The following is an 18,256-nucleotide window of genomic DNA, read 5'->3' as shown; positions in this document are numbered from 1 at the left end:
AGACGATATCTCATGGTTGAGATGACGACAGAACCGGGGCCCGACATGCTGCTCCATTTGTCCGTTTCTCTCCCCGTATGGACGTCAGTTCTTCACATCACCAGGCGATGTTGTCACGCCGCCGTGACAGCCGTGACATTGTCACGACCCCCGGCAGCGGCCCCGGTTCGCGATCCCGCGCCCCGGCCTCGCGGCTCCGCTCCGCCTCGCAGCTCCGCGTCACGGCCTCGTGTCACGGCCTCGCGTCACGGCCCGAGCGGCTCCGCCCGACCGACGACGGTGCCCGCGCGGTCGATGCAGATGACGTCCACCGCGACCGGCGAGCCCAGTAGCACGCCGAGCGCCGTCGCCCGGGCCGCCTCGGCCACCCGGTCCCCGAGCGGCACTCCGGCCGCCCGGCACAACTGCACCGCCTCCAGCGCGGTGTTGGCACCGGCGACCGCCCCGGCCAGCGCCTCGTCCGCCCCGGCGCTCCGGGCCAGTTCGGCCAGGTACCCCTTGTCCACCTGGGACCGTGCCGAGTGCAGGTCGAGATGGCCGGCCGCGAGCTTGGACAGCTTGGCGAAACCACCCGCGATGGTCAGCCGGGGCACCGGGTGGCGCTTGAGGTACTTGAGCACGGCACCGGCGAAGTCCCCCATGTCCAGCAGCGCGTCCTCCGGCAACCCGTGCTCCGCGACCACCACCTTCTCCGAGGTCGACCCGGTGCAGCCGGCCACGTGGGTGCGCCCCGCCGCCCGGGCCACGTCCACGCCGCGGCGGATCGAGTCGATCCAGGCCGAGCAGGAGTAGGGGACGACCACGCCGGTCGTGCCGAGGACGGACAGGCCACCGAGGATGCCGAGCCGGGGGTTCCAGGTGGACCGGGCGATCTCCTCACCGTGGTCGACGGAGATCTCGACCACCACGTCCCCGCTGCCGCCGTGCGCGGCGGCCACCTCGGCGACGGCGTCCCGGATCATCTGCCGGGGCACCGGGTTGATCGCGGGTTCGCCGACCGGCAGCGGCAGCCCGGCCTTGGTGACCGTGCCCACGCCGGGGCCGGCCCGGAACACCACCCCGGTGCCGGGCTCGCCGGACCGGACGGTCGATCGGATCAGCGCGCCGTGGGTGACGTCGGGGTCGTCGCCCGCGTCCTTGACCACGCCGGCCATGGCGGAGACGAGCCCGCCGGGGCGGGGCCCGCCCGTTCCGGCAGCGGTCGGCTCCCCGGCGGTCGGCTCCCCGACTGGGGCCGGCTTCCCGGCGGTCAGCTCTCCCCCGGCGGTCGGATCCCCGGTAGTGGTCAGCTCCTCGGCAGGAGTCAGCTCCTCGGCCGCGAGGGCGAAGGCGGGTTGCTGCCCCTTGGGCAGGGTGATGACCACCGGGTCCGGGAACGCGCCGGTGAGCAGCGCGGTGTACGCGGCCTTGGTGGCGGCGGTGGCGCAGGCGCCCGTCGTCCAGCCGGGCCGCAGGCCACTGCTCTTCAACTGGCCGGCCCGGCCGCCCGCCGCCCCGGTTCCCGGCTCGGATCCCGCTGCCGCCACCTGCGCCCCGTTCCTGACGGCGCCCGTGCCGTCCTGTTCCGCTCCGGCGACCGCCCCGGCCGCCGTCGAGGATTTTCCCCCACCGGGCCGGACGGGGCCCGACCGGGGTGGCGGCGGCCGAGACCTGCGCTGCGCGGCGCGACCGCGTGCACGACCTGCGGAGGGACGCCGCCCCGCGTTCCCGAAGTGTTCTCTGCACGGCCCTCGCCCACCGGACCTACCAGTGAGTAATCTGGCGGTCCGCCAGAAGCGGGTTCATGACACACATGGGCCCGGCCGGGGCCGAGCGCCCCGCCGGGCCATCAGTCTGTGGGGGTTTTTGTGGCAGGGATGAGTCGGCGTACGTTCCTCACCGGTACGTCGGTGGCCGCCGCATGGTCGGCCTTGTCGCTGGGCGGCGCGCAGTTCGCCTCGGCCACGGCGCGCGACCAGGCGCTGGCGACGACGGCCGCACGGGCGGTCAGGGTCACCGGGACGACGCTGGAACAGGTGGCCACGCCGGTCGGGACCGGCACGTACAAGCGGCTGGCGGCCGGACCCGGCTGGCCGCTGGTGGTGCGCGGCGACCTGGCGTCGGCGAGCACCGGGCGGGACGACCGCCGGACCGGCCTGGCCAGCTTCGTCCAGTTCAGCGACCTGCACCTGGTGGACACCGAGTCCCCGGTGCGCTTCGAGTACCTGGCCAAGTTCAACGGCAGCGCCTACCGGCCGCAGGAGGCCCTGAACGCCCGCGGTGTCTCGGCCCTCGTCGAGCGGGTCAACTCGCTCGACGGCGGCCCCTACACCGGGATGCCGTTCAGCATGGTGATGGCCACCGGCGACAACACCGACAACCACGAGCTCGCCGAACTCGACTGGTACCTCAAGGTCATGGGCGGCGGCCGGCTCGCCCAGAGCACCGGCGACCCCAACCGCTACGAGGGCGTGCAGAGTTCCGGCAACGCCGCCTACTGGAACCCCGAACTCGCCTACAACGACGGCTACAAGGCGAAGGGCTTCCCGCGGATACCCGGCTTCCTGAACGCCGCCGGCCGCCCCTTCGACGCACCGGGCCTGCGCACGCCCTGGTACACCACCGTCGGCAACCACGACGACAGCATCGAGGGCACGCTGCCGGACCTCGGACTGCTGAACGACCTGTACGCGGGCCAGTACAAGTTGGAGGGCTGCGACGACGCCACGGCCGCCCAGCTGATGGACTCACTGCGCCGCGACCCGGCGGGCGCCGTGCTGCTGCTGGCGAAGCTGATCGCCAGTGGTGACCTGGTGCGCAAGATCACCCCGGACGAGCGCCGCCGGCCGTTCACGCTCAAGGAGTTCGCCAAGGCCCACCTGAACCCGGCCGTCACCGGCGCCGGCCCGTACGGGCACGGTTTCACCTCGGACATGGCGAACAGCGGCAAGCTCTACTACACCTTCCGCATCTCGGAGAAGGTGGTCGGCATCAGCCTGGACACCACCAACCAGGCCGGGTTCGCCGACGGTTCGCTGGGCACCGCGCAACTGCGCTGGCTGGAGCAGCAGTTGCAGGCGCACAGCGGGCACTGGTACGACGCGGACGGGCGCCGGGTGACGGGCGGGAGCACGGACGAGCTGGTCCTCGTCTTCAGCCACCACACCAGCGGCACGATGGGCAACCTACTGCCGGACCCGCGCAACATCTTCGAGGGTCGGCACGACGGCAACGAGCTGGTGGCGCTGCTCCAGCGCTACCCGAACGTCGTCGCGTGGGTGAACGGGCACACCCACATGAACAAGATCACGCCGCACGGCCACGCGGTGCCGGAGCGGGCGTTCTGGGAGATCAACACCGCCTCGCACATCGACTACCCGCAGCACGGGCGGATCATCGAGATCGCGGACAACGGGGACGGCACGCTCTCGCTGTTCACCACGCTGATCGAGTCCTCCGCCCCGTACGGGACGGACTTCGGCAGCACCTCGGACGCCAACCTCGCGGCGCTCTACCGCGAGCTGTCGTACAACGACCCGAACGGCCGCCCGACGGCGCTGCTGGGCACGGGCGCGGACCACAACACGGAGCTGCTGATCACCAAGCCGACCCGGTAGCCGTCGGGGGCCGACGGGGCCGGACGAGGACCAGATAGGGGACGGCGGCCGGCGGCCGGCGGAGAACGTCGGACAGGGAGCAGGGAACAGCGAACAGATCACAGATGACGGATGACAGCGAACAGATTTCATCATCTGTTCGCTGTCATCCGTCGCCCGTCACTCCTCCGGGTAGCGCCGCGGCGTCCAGACGACCTCCACGCCGCCGCCCCGCTCGACCGCCCGGGTCTGCGAGGAACCGATCAGCAGGATGGTCCGCATGTCGACCAGCGCCGGGTCCAGCTCGCCCAGCCGGACGATCCGCACCCGCTCGGTCGGGCCGCCGACGTCGCGGGCCATCACGACCGGAGTCTCCGGAGCCCGGTACTCCAGCAGCAGGTCCCGGGCGAGCGCGACCTGGGTGGTGCGGGACTTCGAACCCGGGTTGTACAGCGCGAGCACCAGGTCCGCCTCGGCCGCGGCCCGCAGCCGCTTGGCCACCACGTCCCAGGGCTTGAGCCGGTCCGAGAGCGACACCGTCGCGTAGTCGTGTCCGAGCGGGGCGCCGGCCCGGGAGGCGGCCGCGTGGGCGGCGGTCATCCCGGGGAGCACCCGGACGGGAACATCCCGGTACGCCTCCTCGCAGGCGACCTCCAGCACGGCGGTGGCCATCGCGAACACCCCCGGGTCACCGGAGGAGACCACCGCGACGCGGTGTCCGCGCCGGGCGAGGTCCAGGGCGAACTCGGCGCGCTCCGACTCCACCTTGTTGTCCGAGCCGTGCCGCCGCTGCCCAGGCCGCTCCGGCACCCGGTCCAGGTAGGTGGTGTAGCCGACCAGGTCGGTGGCCTCGGACAGCGCGCCGCGCGCCTCGGCGGTCAGCCAGAGCGGTCCGGCCGGCCCGGTGCCGACCACGGTCACGCTGCCGACGCCGTCCGACAGCCGGACCTCGGGCTCCAGCGGCGCGACCTTGCTCGGCAGCACCGCGACGGAGAAGTACGGCACCGTCTCGCCGTCGACCTCGGCCAGCGGGGCGATCCGCTCCCCCGCCATGAAGGCCCGTTCCACGTACTGCGCGTCCGCCAGCCGTCCCGCCCGCTCCAGGGCCCTGCGGACGGTCGGGAAGGTGCGCCCAAGCTTCATGATCACGGCCGAGTCGGCGGCGGCGATCCGGGCCGTCAGCTCCTCCTCGGGCAACGTGCCGGGGATGACGGTGAGCGTCTCCTCGGCCTCGGTCAGCGGCTGCCCGAGCCGGGCCGCGGCCGCGCTGAGCGAGGTCACGCCCGGCACCACCTCGGTCGGGTAGCGGTGGGCGAGCCGCTTGTGCATGTGCTGGTAGGAGCCGTAGAAGAGCGGGTCGCCCTCGGCGAGGACCACCACGTCACGGCCGGCGTCCAGATGGGCGGCGAGCCGGGCGGCGGCCTCCTCGTAGAAGTCGTCCAGCGCGCCGCGGTAGCCGCCAGGGTGGTCGGTGGTCTCGACCGTCAGCGGGTAGACCAGCTTCTCCTCGATCTGACCGGCCGCCAGGTACCGCTCGGCGATCGACCGCGCGATCGACCGGCCGTGCCGGGCGCTGTGGTAGGCCACCACGTCGGCCTTGCCGATGAGTTCGGCGGCACGGACGGTCACCAGCGACGGATCGCCCGGGCCGAGCCCGACGCCGTACAGCCGACCCGTGGCACCCTCCGCGCCCTCGCCCCCTGCGGCGCCCTCGACCCCTGCGGCGGCCTCGACACCCGCGAGGCTCGCGAGGCCCGCGACGTCCTCGATGTTCCGACGGTCCGTCACTCTTCTTCGCTCGCAATCGCGTTGATGGCGGCGGCGGCGATCGCGCTGCCGCCGCGCCGGCCGCGCACCACCAGGTGCTCCAGGCCGGAGGGGTGCTCGGCCAGGGCCTGCTTGGACTCGGCGGCACCGATGAAGCCGACCGGGACGCCGATCACCGCGGCGGGTCGCGGCGCGCCCGCCTCGATCATCTCCAGCAGCCGGAACAGCGAGGTCGGCGCGTTGCCGACGGCCACCACCGCGCCCTCCAGCCGGGGCAGCCACAGCTCCATGGCCGCGGCGCTGCGGGTGTTGCCCATCGCCCGGGCGAGTTCGGGCACCGACGGGTCGGTGAGGGTGCAGATCACCTCGTTGTCGGCGGGCAACCGCCTGCGGGTGACGCCGCTCGCGACCATGTTGACGTCGCAGAGGACGGGCGCACCCGCGTGCAGCGCGGCGCGCGCGGAGGCGACCACGCCGGGCGAGTACACCAGATCCTCGACCAGGTCGACCATCCCGCAGGCGTGGATCATCCGCACCGCGACCTGGGAGACGTCCGCCGGGAGGGCGGCCAGATCGGCCTCCGCGCGGATGGTGGCAAAGGACTGGCGGTAGATGGACGCGCCGTCCTTCTCGTACTCGATCACTTCGTGGTCCTCCTGGCCTCGGCGACCGCCTCGGCCATCTCCTCGTTCGTCACATCAACGGCCGTCGCACCGACCGCCGCACCGTTCACCGCCAACCGGTAGCCGTGCCCCGTGGCGAGCACGTCCACCCACCGCCCGGCCGGGTGGCCGCAGCGCCGTTCGCAGCCCGACCAGTGGACGGGCAGCCGGACGGGCGACGCGCCCGCGGCCGGATCCCGCACGGCGTCCGGGACCCGGGCCGTGTCCAGCGCCCGGGCCGCGTCCGCACGGACGTCGGCCAGCGATTTGGCGCAGCCCGGCAGCCCGGTGCAGGCCGTGGCCCGCTCCCAGGCCGAGCCGGGCTCGGTCCGGAAGCCGACCGAGGCGAGCCCGGGCAGCCGGTCGGCCGGGGCGCCGGGCAGCACCACCCCTCGCCAGGGGGTCAGTCGCAGCTCACCGGCCGAGGCGGCGACCAGCGCCCGCCACTGCCCGGCGCTCGCCCGGCCGAAGCGCAGCCCCACCGAGAGCCCGCCGGGCAGCGCGCCGACGGCCGGCCCGGTCCCGGCGAGGGCAGGCAGCGGAACCGTGCCGGCCGGCAGCAGGTCGGGGACCTCGCGCAGGTGCCAGGCCTTGCGCCCGTTCGTCCGCAGCGCGGTCAGGAAGGAGCGTGCCGCGTCCAGCACGGCCGCGACCTCCTGCCCGGCCTCGACCGGGTGCCCGTACCCGTCGCGCCCGAGGCGCAGCAGCCGGGTGCCGGCCGGGCCTGCGATCAATGTCACATCGGCGTCGAGCGCGGCGACGTCGCCCCGCCCGTCGTCCAGCGCGAACAGGAACTTGCCGGAGAGTCCGGCCGCCCAGTCGCTCGCACACAGCCGTGCGTCCAACTCCCTTACCCAGGAATGCACATCGGCGCTGACGGGGGTTCCCGGGGCGGTGTCCAGCCCGGCCGCCGGGGAGGCGACGATGTTCCGGACCCGCTCGTGGGTGTCCGAGGGCAGCAGTCCGACGGCGCGCAGCCGGTCGGCGAGGTCGGCCGCGCAGTGCGGGGCCAGGCCGCGCAACTGGACGTTGCCGCGCGAGGTGGTCTCCAGTTCGCCGTCGCCGAGGGCCTCCGCCGCCTCGGCCAGCGCGAGCGTCTGACGGTCCGTCAGGAGCCCTCCGGGCAGGCGGATCCGGGCGAGGGCGCCGTCGTCGGCCGTATGCAGACGAAGCGCTCCGGGGCAGGCGTCCGCACGCCCCCGGTCGGGCACCTCCCGGTCGGGACCTGCGGCGCCCGGCGCGGTGGCGTCGGGTGTCGGTGGCATGGCGGCGAGCATACAGATGATCCGATCGCTTGCCCTTGTCCGTCGCATCACACCCGGGCCCCGCCGCGGGCCGCTGTCCACCCCGTTGTCCACCCCGCGCGCCGGGCCCGCGCGCCGGGCGTCCGAAAGCTCGCCCTCCCCCCGGGTCAGCCGTACCCCGTACGATGCTGGCGGACGGTCCCCCGCGGGCCGTCCGAACGCCAGCGACGGCGCAGGGGAGGAAACCGGTGCGAACCCGGTGCGGTCCCGCCACTGTGACCGCGGTTCACCGGTAGACCGGTCGGCCGCGGGAGCCAGGAACTCCTGCCGTCCTCCACCGGCCCGGGGCGCGGACCCCGAGGAAGGCAGAAATGTTCCAGCGCTGTCGCATGCCCGCGCCCGTGTCCTCGGCCGCCGTCACGGCTGCCCGGACCGCCGCCACGACCACCCCGGTCGACCCCGCGGCCGTCCCGGCCGCCGCCACCCCGACGGCCGACCCGGCCCAGATCCCGGCCACCCCGGCCACCGACGAGGCCGGGAGGGCCTTCGCATGATCCTGCTGCTGTCGACGTCCGACACCGACCTGCTCAGTGCCCGTGCCTCCGAGGGCCCGGTGCGCTACCGGCTCGGCAACCCGGCCCGGCTCACTCCCGAAGACCTGCCCGCGCTGCTGGAGGGCACCGAGCTCGTCGTGGTCCGCCTGCTCGGCGGGCGCCGCGCCTGGCAGGAGGGCCTGGACACGCTGCTGGCCGGCCCCCGCCCGGTGGTGGTGCTGACCGGTGAGCAGGCCCCCGACGCCCAGCTGATGGAGCTGTCCACCGTCCCGGCCGGCATCGCCGCCGAGGCGCACGCCTACCTGGCCCACGGCGGGGCGGCCAACCTGGCCGAACTGGGCGCCTTCCTCTCCGACACCGTGCTGCTGACCGGCCACGGCTTCGCCCCGCCCGCCTCCGCCCCCGCCTGGGGCCCGCTGGAGCGCGAAGCCCGTACGACCGACGGCCCGGTCGTCGCGGTGCTCTACTACCGCGCCCACCACATGAGCGGCAACACCGCCTTCGTGGAGACCCTCTGCCGGGCCGTCGAGGACCAGGGCGCCCGGGCCAGGGCCTACTACTGCGCCTCGCTGCGCGGCGCCGAGCCCGAGCTGCTGGCCGCGCTCGGCGAGGCCGACGCGATCGTCACCACCGTGCTCGCCGCCGGCGGCACCCGCCCGGCCGACGCCCAGGCCGGCGGGGACGAGGAGGCCTGGGACGCGGGCGCGCTGGCCGCGCTCGACCGCCCGATCCTCCAGGCGCTCTGCCTCACCTGGTCGCGCGCCCAGTGGGAGGGCAGCGACGACGGCCTGTCCCCGCTGGACACCGCCACCCAGATCGCGGTGCCGGAGTTCGACGGCCGCCTGATCACCGTCCCGTTCTCCTTCAAGGAGCTGGACGAGGACGGCCTCACCGTCTACGCCGCCGACCCGGAGCGCGCCGCCCGCGTCGCCGGCACCGCCGTCAAGCACGCCAGGCTGCGGCACGTCCCGGCCGCCGAGCGCCGGCTCGCCCTGGTGCTGTCCGCGTACCCGACCAAGCACGCCCGGGTCGGCAACGCCGTCGGCCTGGACACCCCGGCCAGCGCGGTGCGCCTGCTGGAGCGGCTGCGCGCCGAGGGCATGGACCTCGGCGACGACCTCCCCGCGTTCGACGCCGCCGAGGGCGGCCACGAGGGCGACGAGCTGATCCACGCCCTGATCGCGGCCGGCGGCTACGACCAGGACTGGCTCACCGAGGACCAGCTGGCCCGCAACCCCGTGCGCATCCCCGCCGCCGACTACCGCCGCTGGTACGCCACCCTGCCGCAGGCCCTGCGGGAGCAGGTCGAGGAGCACTGGGGCCCGGCCCCCGGCGAGCTGTACGTCGACCGCTCGCAGAACCCCGACGGCGACATCGTGCTCGCCGCGATCCGCTCCGGGAACCTGCTCGTGCTGATCCAGCCGCCGCGCGGCTTCGGCGAGAACCCGGTCGCGATCTACCACGACCCCGACCTCCCGCCGAGCCACCACTACCTGGCCGCCTACCGCTGGATCGAGGCCGCGCAGGAGGACGGCGGCTTCGGCGCCCACGCGGTGATCCACCTCGGCAAGCACGGCAACCTGGAGTGGCTGCCCGGCAAGACCGCGGCGCTGTCCGCCGAGTGCGGCCCGGACGCCGTCCTCGGCGACCTTCCGCTGGTCTACCCCTTCCTGGTCAACGACCCGGGCGAGGGCACCCAGGCCAAGCGCCGCGCCCACGCCACGCTCGTCGACCACCTCGTCCCGCCGATGGCCCGCGCCGACTCCTACGGCGACATCGCGCGCCTGGAGCAGCTGCTGGACGAGCACTCCAACATCGCCGCGATGGACCCGGCCAAGCTGCCGGCCATCCGCGCCCAGATCTGGACCCTGATCCAGGCCGCCAAGCTCGACCACGACCTCGGCCTGGCGGAGCGCCCCGAGGACGACGGCTTCGACGACTTCCTGCTGCACGTCGACGGCTGGCTCTGCGAGGTCAAGGACGCCCAGATCCGCGACGGTCTGCACGTCCTCGGCCAGGCGCCGGCCGGCACCGACCGGGTCAACATCGTGCTCGCCATCCTGCGGGCCCGGCAGATCTGGGGCGGCGTCAGCGCCCTGCCCGGCCTGCGCGAGGCGCTCGGCCTGGACGAGGCGGCACCGACCCTGGGCGCCACCGACGCGGCCGAGGCCAAGGCCCGCGCCCTGGTCGAGGCGATGGAGGCCGAGGACTGGGCGCCCGCGGCGGTCGAGAAGGTCACGGCCGGGCTGCCGGAGGCCGTCCGGGGCGCCGTCCGCGAGGTGCTGGACTTCGCCGCCACCCAGGTGGTGCCGCGGCTGGCCGCCACCACCGACGAGCTGGACGCCGTGCTGCACGCGCTCCAGGGCGGCTTCGTCCCGGCCGGCCCGTCCGGTTCGCCGCTGCGCGGCCTGGTCAACGTGCTGCCGACCGGCCGCAACTTCTACTCCGTCGACCCGAAGGCCGTCCCCAGCAAGCTCGCCTGGGAGACCGGCCAGGCACTCGCCGCCTCGCTGGTCGAGCGCTACCGCTCGGACAACGACGGCGCCTACCCGCCCTCGGTCGGGCTCTCGCTCTGGGGCACCAGCGCGATGCGCACCGCCGGCGACGACATCGCCGAGGCCTTCGCCCTGCTGGGCGTCCGCCCGGTCTGGGACGACGCCTCGCGCCGGGTCACCGGCCTGGAGCCGATCCCCCTGGACGAGCTGGGCCGCCCGCGCATCGACGTCACGCTGCGCATCTCCGGCTTCTTCCGGGACGCCTTCCCGCACGTCGTCGCCCTGCTGGACGACGCGGTGCGCCTGGCCGCCGCCCAGGAGGAGGCCCCGGAGTCGAACCACGTGCGCGCCCACGTCCAGGCCGACCTCGCCGTGCACGGCGACGAGCGCAAGGCCACCGTCCGCGTCTTCGGCTCCCGCCCGGGCACCTACGGGGCTGGCCTGCTCCAGCTGATCGACAGCCGGGACTGGCGCACCGACGCCGACCTGGCCGAGGTGTACACGGTCTGGGGCGGCTACGCCTACGGCCGCGGGCTGGACGGTCGCCCGGCGCGCGAGGAGATGGAGACCGCGTACAAGCGGATCACCGTCGCCGCCAAGAACACCGACACCCGCGAGCACGACATCGCGGACTCGGACGACTACTTCCAGTACCACGGCGGCATGGTGGCCACCGTGCGCGCCCTCACCGGCAAGGCGCCGACCGCCTACATCGGCGACTCGACCCGCCCGGAGACGGTCCGCACCCGCACCCTGACCGAGGAGGCCGCCCGGGTCTTCCGCGCCCGGGTGGTCAACCCGCGCTGGATCGAGGCGATGCGCCGCCACGGCTACAAGGGCGCCTTCGAGATGGCCGCGACCGTGGACTACCTGTTCGGCTACGACGCCACCACGGGCGTGGTCGCGGACTGGATGTACGAGAAGCTGACCCAGGAGTACGTCCTCGACCCGGTCAACCGGGAGTTCCTCGCGGGCGCCAACCCGTGGGCGCTGCACGGGATCAGCGAGCGGCTGCTGGAGGCGGCGAGCCGCGGGCTGTGGGAGCAGCCGGACCCGGAGCTGATCGAGCAGCTGCAGGCCGCGTTCCTGGAGACCGAGGGGGACCTGGAGGGCGGCGAGGAGTGAGGCCGCGCGGCGGCTGAGGCCCCTTTCGAGGGGGAGGCCGCGCTCGGAGTGAGGCCGCGCTCGGAGTGAGGCCACGCTCGGGTGGGTCCCGGGTGGAGTGGGCCGGGGTCCTTGGAGCCCGGCCCACTCCGGAGGTGCCGGTGGGCCGGATCGCCAGTTCGATCCGGTCCACTGGTGCCGTCCGGTCCACTGCTTCCAAAGGTCGTGTCGTCTTCACCCGTTCGGCCGATGGGCGTACTGGTGGTGCACGCCCTTCCGGCGGACAATACGGGTCATGCCGCGTCGCTCCGCCCCCACCAGCCCGCCCCTGAGCACGCCCGCCGCCGCGGAACGGGAGCCCCGCGCGCCGCACCGGTACCGCGCGCGGATCGGCGCGCTGGCGGCCGGGGCGGTACCGGTGCTCGCCTTCCCCGCGCCCGGGCAGGCCTGGCTGGCCTGGATCGCGCTCGTCCCCGGACTGCTGCTGATGCAGCGGGCGCCGTCGGGCCGGGAGGCCGCGGTGCGCGGCTGGTGGTTCGGCGCGGGGTTCATCCTGACCGCGATGTACTGGCTGATCCCGTCCGTCGGGCCGGGCCTGCCGGTCATCTCGGTGCTGTTCGGGGCGCTGCAGGGCGCCGTCGGGTACACCGTGCACCGGCTGCTGCACCCCCGGCTGACCGCCCGTCGGGCCCTGCTCGCGCTGCTGCTCGTACCGGCCGTCTGGGTGACGACCGAGTACGCGCGGTCCTGGCCCGCGCTCGGCGGGCCGTGGGCGCTGCTCGGCGCCACCCAGTGGCAGCACCCGGCGATCCTCGCACTGGCCTCGGCCGGCGGGATCTGGCTGGTCAGCGCGACGGTGGCGGCGGTCAACACCGGGGTGCTGATCGCCCTGACGGCGGTGCACTGGCGGCCGCGGGCCGTCGCCGCCGGGACCGTCGCGCTGGTGCTGGCCTCCGGCCCGCTGCTGTTCGCGCTGCGCGAGGCACCCGCCCGCGACGGGGCGGTGACCGTGGCCCTGGTCCAGCCCGGCATCGTGGAGGACCCGCAGGCCCGGTTCGAGGCGAGCTCGCGGATCACGGCAGGCCTGGTCGGGCAGCCGGTGGACCTGGTCGTGTGGGGCGAGAGCAGCAGCACCGCCGACCTCGACCGCGACCCGGCCGCGCTGGACACGCTGCGTCGGCTCGCCGCGACCACCGGCGCCGAACTCGTCGCCGGGGAGGACGCGCGCAAGGCCGACGGGCGGATCTCGAAGGACTCGGTACTGGTCTCGCCCGCCGGCGTGGTGGACCGCTACCGCAAGATCCGGCTGGTGCCGTTCGGCGAGTACATCCCGCTGCGGCCGGTGCTGGGCTGGATCGCGGGGGTCAGCCGGGCCGCGGGCGAGAACCGCGCCCCCGGCACGTCCTTCCACGTCCTGCCGGCCACCGACCGGGCGGGCGGCGCGCTACCGGTCGGGGCGCTGATCTGCTTCGAGTCGGCCTTCCCCGACATGGCCCGCACGGCCGCCAGGGACGGCGCCAGGGTGCTCGTCTACCAGTCCTCGACCTCGACCTTCCAGCGCACCTGGGCGCCCGAGCAGCACGTCTCGCTGGCGGCGATCCGGGCCGCCGAGACCGGCCGGCCGGCCGTGCAGGCCTCGCTGACCGGGGTCTCTGCCGCCTTCGACGCCCAGGGCCGGGAGCTCGGCCGGCTCGGCACCGACGCCACCGGCGCGCTGACCGTCCGGCTCCCGCTCACCGAGCCCGGGACGCTGACCTGGTACGACCGGATCGGCGACGTGGTGCCGCTGGGGGCGCTGCTGGTCACGGCGGGGGCGGCGGCGGTGGCCGTGACCGGGTGGCGCCGCTCGCGCGCCCTCCGGCGGGCCGGTCAGCCCTCGGCGCCGGCGGTGTAGACGCCGAACGCGGCGCCCTGGGGGTCGCGCAGCACGGCGATCCGCCGGCCGCCCGGCACACCGGTGGCGGGCATCGGCACGTCCCCGCCGAGCGCCGCCGCCCGGCCCACGGTGTTGTCGACATCGGCGACCGCGAAGTACGGCAGCCAGTGCGGCCCCACCTGGGGCGGGAAGCGGTCGTCCATCGTCAGCAGGCCGCCGAAGTCCTGACCGTCCAGACCCCACTGGGGGTAGTGCTCGGACGGGGCGACGGACCAGCCGAACACCGCCGGGTAGAAGTCGAGCGCGCCGGACGGGTCGCGGGTGAGCAGTTCCACCCAGCCGAGCGAGCCGGGCTCGTCGAACACTCCGGCGCCCTTGAAGGCCCGGCCCTGCCAGAGGATGAACACCGCGCCGGACGGGTCGGCGGCCACCGAGAAACGGCCGAAGTCGAAGACGTCGGTGGGGTCCTTCCGGATCTGCCCACCGGACTCCTTGATCCTCACGGCGGTCGCGTCGGCGTCGGCCACCGCGATGCAGACCGTCCAGGCGATCGGCTGCTGCGGGGCGTAGCGCGGGGTGATGGCGGCGGCCGGGGCGCCCCCGACCAGCATCTGGGTGTAGTCCTCGTCCCCGGGGCGGGCCGTGTCGTCCGCCTGCCAGCCGAAGAGCTCGGTGTAGAAGGCCCGGGCGGCGGCCGGATCCGACGTGCCCAGCTCGGTCCAGCAGGGGGCGTTGGTGGTCACGGAGGTCTGCTTCATGGCGTCTGTCCTCGCAGCTTGCTCGGGAACTCCCGGGTGTTCGGCGCCTCGGCCCCCGCACCTCCTGCCCCAGCATGCGGGGCGGGGGCGGCGCTTGGCGGGCGGTGGTGGGCCGAACGGGGGGTGGCCGGAGGGCGGGCGGGGGCAGACGGAGGCGGGGCAGGCGGGGAGCGGGCGGACGGATCACAGAGAACAGATCACAGAAGACAGAAAACAGATGACAGCTGACAGATTTCGAAATCTGTCAGCTGTCATCTGTCATTCGTCAGCTCTGCGCGGCACGCACGGCCCGCGCCACCGGGATCCACAGCTCCGCCTCGGCCTCCGCCGTCCCCGGGACGAACCGGGTCCGGAGGATCTCCGGGCCCGGCCTGGCCTCGTACGGGTTGGACGGGAACCACTGGCTCGCCACGTCCCCCCACATCTCCTGCAGGGCCTGCGGAAACGGCCCGGTGTTGGTGAACACCGCCCAGGTGCCGGCCGGGACGTCGAGCACGTCCAGGTCCGCCGGGACGGCGACCCCGTCGCGCGCCACCACCGCGTGCCAGTAGTCGAGTTCGGACCCCTCCTCGCGGTTCGGCGAGAAGTCGTCGCTCACCGACAGGATCCCCTCCGGGTCGTTCCCGGACAGGGCCGCGATCCGCTCGACCGTCTCCTTGCCGAGCCCCTTGACGAACTCGGCGATACCCGGGTTGATCCCGAGGTAGATCAGCGTGACCCGGGCCTTCCTGCCGACGATCCTGAACTCCGGCTTCTCGATGATCCGGTATTCCATGCTGCTGCTTCCTTCCACGACGAGTCGGAAGGACATCCGGGGCTGCGAGACGAGCACCGCACCGTCGCGCCGGGCCTCGCCCGGCCCGACGCCGTGCATGGCCCGGAACGCCCGGGCGAAAGCCTCCCCCGAGGAGTACCCGTACCGGACCGCGACGTCGAGCAACGTCCGCTCACCGTCCAGGACTTCGGCCCCCGCGACGGTGAGCCGCCGACGCCGGACGTACTCCGACAGCGGCATCCCGGCGAGCATCGAGAACAGCCGCCGGAAGTGGTACTCCGACGTCATCGCGATCCGCGCCAGCTCGGCCACGTCGACCTCGCGATCCAGATCCCGTTCGATCCGGTCCATCGCCCGGTTCAGATGCTCCAGCACGCCAACCCCGTCCTTCCTTTGATGATCTCCACCGTAGGAAGGAGCCACTCTTCCGTACCCGACAATCGGTGCCCGCTCCGGTGGGGTACCGATCGCCGGGTTCCGGCTCGGCAGCTCGGCAGCTCGACGGTTCAGCGGCTCAGATCAGGCCCTGGGCCAGCATCGCGTCGGCGACCAGCTCGAAGCCGGCGATGTTCGCGCCGACCACGTAGTTGCCCGGGTGGCCGTAGCGCTCGGCGGTGGTGAAGCAGGAGTCGTGGATGTGCTTCATGATCCCGGCCAGCCGCTCCTCGGTGTGCTCGAAGGTCCAGGAGTCGCGCGAGGCGTTCTGCTGCATCTCCAGGGCGCTGGTCGCGACGCCGCCCGCGTTCGCCGCCTTGCCCGGACCGAAGGCCACTCCGGCCTCCTGGAACACCCGCACCGCCTCTGGGGTGGTGGGCATGTTCGCGCCCTCGGCGACGGCCAGCACGCCGTTGCGCACCAGGGCCAGCGCGTCGGCCTCGGTCAGCTCGTTCTGGGTGGCGCAGGGCAGCGCGACGTCGCAGGGCACGCTCCACACGCCCGGGCCCTCGACGAACCGGACGTGGCTGCCGCGCAGCCGGGCGTAGTCGGAGACCCGGCCGCGCCGCACCTCCTTGACCTCCTTGAGCAGGTCGAGGTCGATGCCCTTCTCGTCCACCACGTAGCCGGAGGAGTCGGAGCAGGTGAGCACGGTCGCGCCGAGCTGCTGCGCCTTCTCGATCGCGTAGACCGCCACGTTGCCGGACCCGGAGACGACCACCCGGCGGCCGTCCAGGCTCTCGCCGCGGCTGTGCAGCATCTCGGAGGTGAACATGACGCAGCCGTAGCCGGTGGCCTCGGTGCGGACCTGGGCGCCGCCCCAGCCGAGCCCCTTTCCGGTCAGGACACCGCTCTCGTACCGGTTGGTGATCCGCTTGTACTGACCGAAGAGGTAGCCGATCTCCCGGCCGCCGACGCCAATGTCCCCGGCCGGCACGTCCGTGTACTCGCCGAGGTGGCGGTACAGCTCGGTCATGAAGGACTGGCAGAACCGCATGATCTCGGCGTTCGACCGGCCCTTGGGGTCGAAGTCGGAGCCGCCCTTGCCGCCGCCGATGGGCAGACCGGTGAGCGCGTTCTTGAAGATCTGCTCGAAGCCGAGGAACTTGACGATCCCGAGGTTCACGGAGGGGTGGAAGCGGAGCCCGCCCTTGTACGGGCCGAGCGCGCTGCTGAACTCGACCCGGAAGCCGCGGTTGACGTGGACGTCGCCGGAGTCGTCCGTCCACGGCACCCGGAACATCAGCTGACGCTCGGGCTCGCAGATCCGCTCGATGATCCGGGCGTCGAGGAGTTCGGGCCGGTGGGCGAGCACCGGCGCCAGGGTCTCCAGCACCTCGTGGACGGCCTGGTGGAACTCGTCCTCGCCCCGGTTGCGGCGGACCACGTCGGCGTAGAGCGCCTCGATCGCGCGCTGTTCGGCGTCGAAGGAGGAGGCGGAGGAGCGGGGGGTGGCGGGGGTCGTCGGCATCTGATCAGGACCCTTCCGTGTCGTCGATGGGCGTGCGCAGTGTCCCGGCGGGCCTGAGGGACGTGCCCAGGAAACGCGGCCAGTGTCGCAGTGTCCACACGGCGGGTCCTGAAGCATCCACATGCTGGAAACCGACGGCCGACGGATGACAGGCGACAGATGACCACTGACGGATGACAGCTGACAGATTTCGAAATCTGTCAGCTGTCATCTGTCATCCGTTCGCCGTCATCCGTTCGCCGTCACCCGTCGGCCGGGCTTCGCGGCCATCGCCATCCGTCAGCCGCGCCGCCCCGCGCTTCCCCGGACCGTCCGCAGCCCGCCGTACGCCGCCAGCGGCAGCGCCACCAGCAGTGCGGCCCAGAAGGCCCCGTGCCCCCACAGCCCCGCGACCGCCCGGAACAGCCCCTCGAACACCGGGATCCGCAGCGCCTCGACCGGGCCCAGCGGCCCCGGCCAGGCGCCCAGGAACAGGGTGGCCGGGACCCAGACCGCGAACAGCCCCCGGGCGGTCGCCGGCGTCCCGAGGGTGCTCACCAGCGACACCACCGTCAGCAGCAGGACGAACCCGGCCTGGTAGGCCGCGCCGGTCTGCCCGGTCCCCCAGGAGTCGGGCGTGCCGTGCACCCCGGTGGCCGCCAGCCGGACCTCGACCGCGGCCCACAGCAGCAGCACCAGCACCGCCGTCGTGCCGAGCGCGAACCGCACCCGGTCCCGCGTACCCGCGCCGCCCGGCCGCCACCGACCGGACGGCCCGCTCCGCGCCCGTTCCGCGGCCGCGTCCCGCCCGGCGGTGGGGCCACCGGACGACCGCGCCGCGCTCCGCGCGTCCAGCCGCCGCCAGGCCTCCCGGACCTGCCGGCGGGCCTCCTGGGCGGGCTTCAGCAGCCGGTTGGAGGCCCGCTCGATCAGGACGAGTGAGACCACCACCGCCACCACCGCCGCGATGCCGGCCCAGCTCCCCATGCCGCCCTCGAACACGACCACCCGGTCGGCCACCGCCTGGGGCGTCTCCAGCGCCGTCATCGGCGGACCGAGCCGCAGGTAGCCGATGGCGAGGGACCCGGCCCCGGTCAACAGCGCCGTGCCGATGCCCAGCCGGGCGGGGAAGAAGGCGATCACGGCGGCCGCGACGAGCCCCGCGCCGAGCTGTCCGACCACCTGCCGGGCCGCGTGGTCGCCGGCCGTCCGCAGCGGGCCGCCGAAGGCGCCGGCGGGCGAGAGGTCGAGCTTCTGCCCCGCCTCGACCGGATGCCGGATCACCGCCCCCGCCCACAGCAGCAGCCCGAAGGCGAGGAGCAGCAGGACGACCGCACCGGCCCGGCGCGGCAGCGCGGTGCGGGCATGCGGCCACCAGGCCCTCAGCCGGCCCCGCCAGTCCACCGGCGGCCGGCGGCGCCGGTTGCGCCAGAGCCGGGTCAGCGGCCCTTCCCGTCGCACCCCGGCTCCTCGCAGCCCTGGGCTCGCTCCACACCACCGGTGTGACCATCGACTGGGCCACCGCCTTCACCGGCCTCCACACCCAGCACACCGACCTGCC

General features: G+C 74.0%; 12 protein-coding genes and 1 riboswitch. Of the genes, 4 read left to right on the top strand and 8 right to left on the bottom strand.

The genetic code is table 11. The features are described 5' to 3' along the window. Positions 1-245 precede the first annotated feature (245 nt). Positions 246-1,526, bottom strand: coding sequence for a cobalt-precorrin-5B (C(1))-methyltransferase (locus AB0E96_RS01770; protein WP_359817279.1), 1,281 nt, complete (start codon positions 1,524-1,526; stop codon positions 246-248). 330 nt (positions 1,527-1,856) lie between these two features. Between AB0E96_RS01770 and AB0E96_RS01765 the strand changes: the two genes are divergently transcribed. After that, positions 1,857-3,596, top strand: coding sequence for a TIGR03767 family metallophosphoesterase (locus AB0E96_RS01765; RefSeq protein ID WP_359817278.1), 1,740 nt, complete (start codon positions 1,857-1,859; stop codon positions 3,594-3,596). A 159-nt stretch (positions 3,597-3,755) separates the two neighbouring features. On the opposite strand, the gene cobJ is transcribed toward AB0E96_RS01765, so the two are convergent. The 3 genes from cobJ to AB0E96_RS01750 form a co-directional block, all read right to left on the bottom strand. Next, a complete protein-coding gene (gene cobJ, locus AB0E96_RS01760; protein WP_359817338.1) occupies positions 3,756-5,243 on the bottom strand; it encodes a precorrin-3B C(17)-methyltransferase in 1,488 nt (495 codons plus the stop codon). 116 nt (positions 5,244-5,359) lie between these two features. Then, positions 5,360-5,986, bottom strand: a complete 627-nt coding sequence (locus tag AB0E96_RS01755; protein WP_359817276.1) for a precorrin-8X methylmutase — start codon at positions 5,984-5,986, stop codon at positions 5,360-5,362. Then, positions 5,983-7,269, bottom strand: coding sequence for a hypothetical protein (locus tag AB0E96_RS01750; RefSeq protein WP_359817274.1), 1,287 nt, complete (start codon positions 7,267-7,269; stop codon positions 5,983-5,985). Before AB0E96_RS01750 ends, AB0E96_RS01755 begins: the two co-directional genes overlap by 4 nt. A gap of 217 nt (positions 7,270-7,486) precedes the next feature. Continuing rightward, positions 7,487-7,572, top strand: a riboswitch (cobalamin riboswitch). 65 nt (positions 7,573-7,637) lie between these two features. On the opposite strand from AB0E96_RS01750, the gene AB0E96_RS01745 reads away from it, so the two are divergent. From AB0E96_RS01745 to lnt, 3 genes are all read left to right on the top strand, one after another. Continuing rightward, positions 7,638-7,802 (top strand): hypothetical protein, encoded by a 165-nt coding sequence (locus AB0E96_RS01745; RefSeq protein WP_359817272.1) that lies wholly within the window; start codon positions 7,638-7,640, stop codon positions 7,800-7,802. Beyond that, positions 7,799-11,422 (top strand): cobaltochelatase subunit CobN, encoded by a 3,624-nt coding sequence (gene cobN / locus AB0E96_RS01740; protein ID WP_359817270.1) that lies wholly within the window; start codon positions 7,799-7,801, stop codon positions 11,420-11,422. The genes AB0E96_RS01745 and cobN overlap by 4 nt, the downstream gene beginning before the upstream one ends. Positions 11,423-11,696: 274 nt before the next feature. Further along, positions 11,697-13,295: an apolipoprotein N-acyltransferase gene (gene lnt, locus AB0E96_RS01735; RefSeq protein ID WP_359817268.1), complete on the top strand. Its 1,599-nt coding sequence runs from the start codon at positions 11,697-11,699 to the stop codon at positions 13,293-13,295. On the opposite strand, the gene AB0E96_RS01730 is transcribed toward lnt, so the two are convergent. The 4 genes from AB0E96_RS01730 to AB0E96_RS01715 all read right to left on the bottom strand — a co-directional run bounded on the left by AB0E96_RS01730 (position 13,271) and on the right by AB0E96_RS01715 (position 18,156). Continuing rightward, the gene (locus AB0E96_RS01730) at positions 13,271-14,035 is read right to left on the bottom strand and encodes a VOC family protein (protein ID WP_359817266.1); all 765 of its coding nucleotides are present in this window, start codon (positions 14,033-14,035) and stop codon (positions 13,271-13,273) included. The two genes, lnt and AB0E96_RS01730, sit on opposite strands and share 25 nt — an antisense overlap. A 265-nt stretch (positions 14,036-14,300) precedes the next feature. Then, positions 14,301-15,185 (bottom strand): AraC family transcriptional regulator, encoded by an 885-nt coding sequence (locus AB0E96_RS01725; protein WP_359817265.1) that lies wholly within the window; start codon positions 15,183-15,185, stop codon positions 14,301-14,303. A 139-nt stretch (positions 15,186-15,324) separates the two neighbouring features. Next, a complete protein-coding gene (gdhA, locus tag AB0E96_RS01720; RefSeq protein ID WP_359817264.1) occupies positions 15,325-16,716 on the bottom strand; it encodes an NADP-specific glutamate dehydrogenase in 1,392 nt (463 codons plus the stop codon). A 279-nt stretch (positions 16,717-16,995) separates the two neighbouring features. Next, positions 16,996-18,156, bottom strand: a complete 1,161-nt coding sequence (locus AB0E96_RS01715; protein ID WP_359817262.1) for a hypothetical protein — start codon at positions 18,154-18,156, stop codon at positions 16,996-16,998. Positions 18,157-18,256: the final 100 nt, after the last annotated feature.

The sequence above is a fragment of the Kitasatospora sp. NPDC036755 genome (assembly GCF_040636595.1).
Taxonomy (GTDB): domain Bacteria; phylum Actinomycetota; class Actinomycetes; order Streptomycetales; family Streptomycetaceae; genus Kitasatospora.
Note: the sequence above shows the minus strand (reverse complement) of the source record. Positions and strands in the feature narration are given on the sequence as shown.

What these genes read in the sequence shown, in the direction of transcription:
- AB0E96_RS01765 (WP_359817278.1), top strand. Translation starts at nt 1,857, where the DNA reads ATGAGTCGGCGTACGTTCCTCACCGGTACGTCGGTGGCCGCCGCATGG.
- AB0E96_RS01750 (WP_359817274.1), bottom strand. Translation starts at nt 7,269, where the DNA reads ATGCCACCGACACCCGACGCCACCGCGCCGGGCGCCGCAGGTCCCGAC.
- AB0E96_RS01745 (WP_359817272.1), top strand. Translation starts at nt 7,638, where the DNA reads ATGCCCGCGCCCGTGTCCTCGGCCGCCGTCACGGCTGCCCGGACCGCC.
- cobN (WP_359817270.1), top strand. Translation starts at nt 7,799, where the DNA reads ATGATCCTGCTGCTGTCGACGTCCGACACCGACCTGCTCAGTGCCCGT.
- lnt (WP_359817268.1), top strand. Translation starts at nt 11,697, where the DNA reads ATGCCGCGTCGCTCCGCCCCCACCAGCCCGCCCCTGAGCACGCCCGCC.
- AB0E96_RS01730 (WP_359817266.1), bottom strand. Translation starts at nt 14,035, where the DNA reads ATGAAGCAGACCTCCGTGACCACCAACGCCCCCTGCTGGACCGAGCTG.
- gdhA (WP_359817264.1), bottom strand. Translation starts at nt 16,716, where the DNA reads ATGCCGACGACCCCCGCCACCCCCCGCTCCTCCGCCTCCTCCTTCGAC.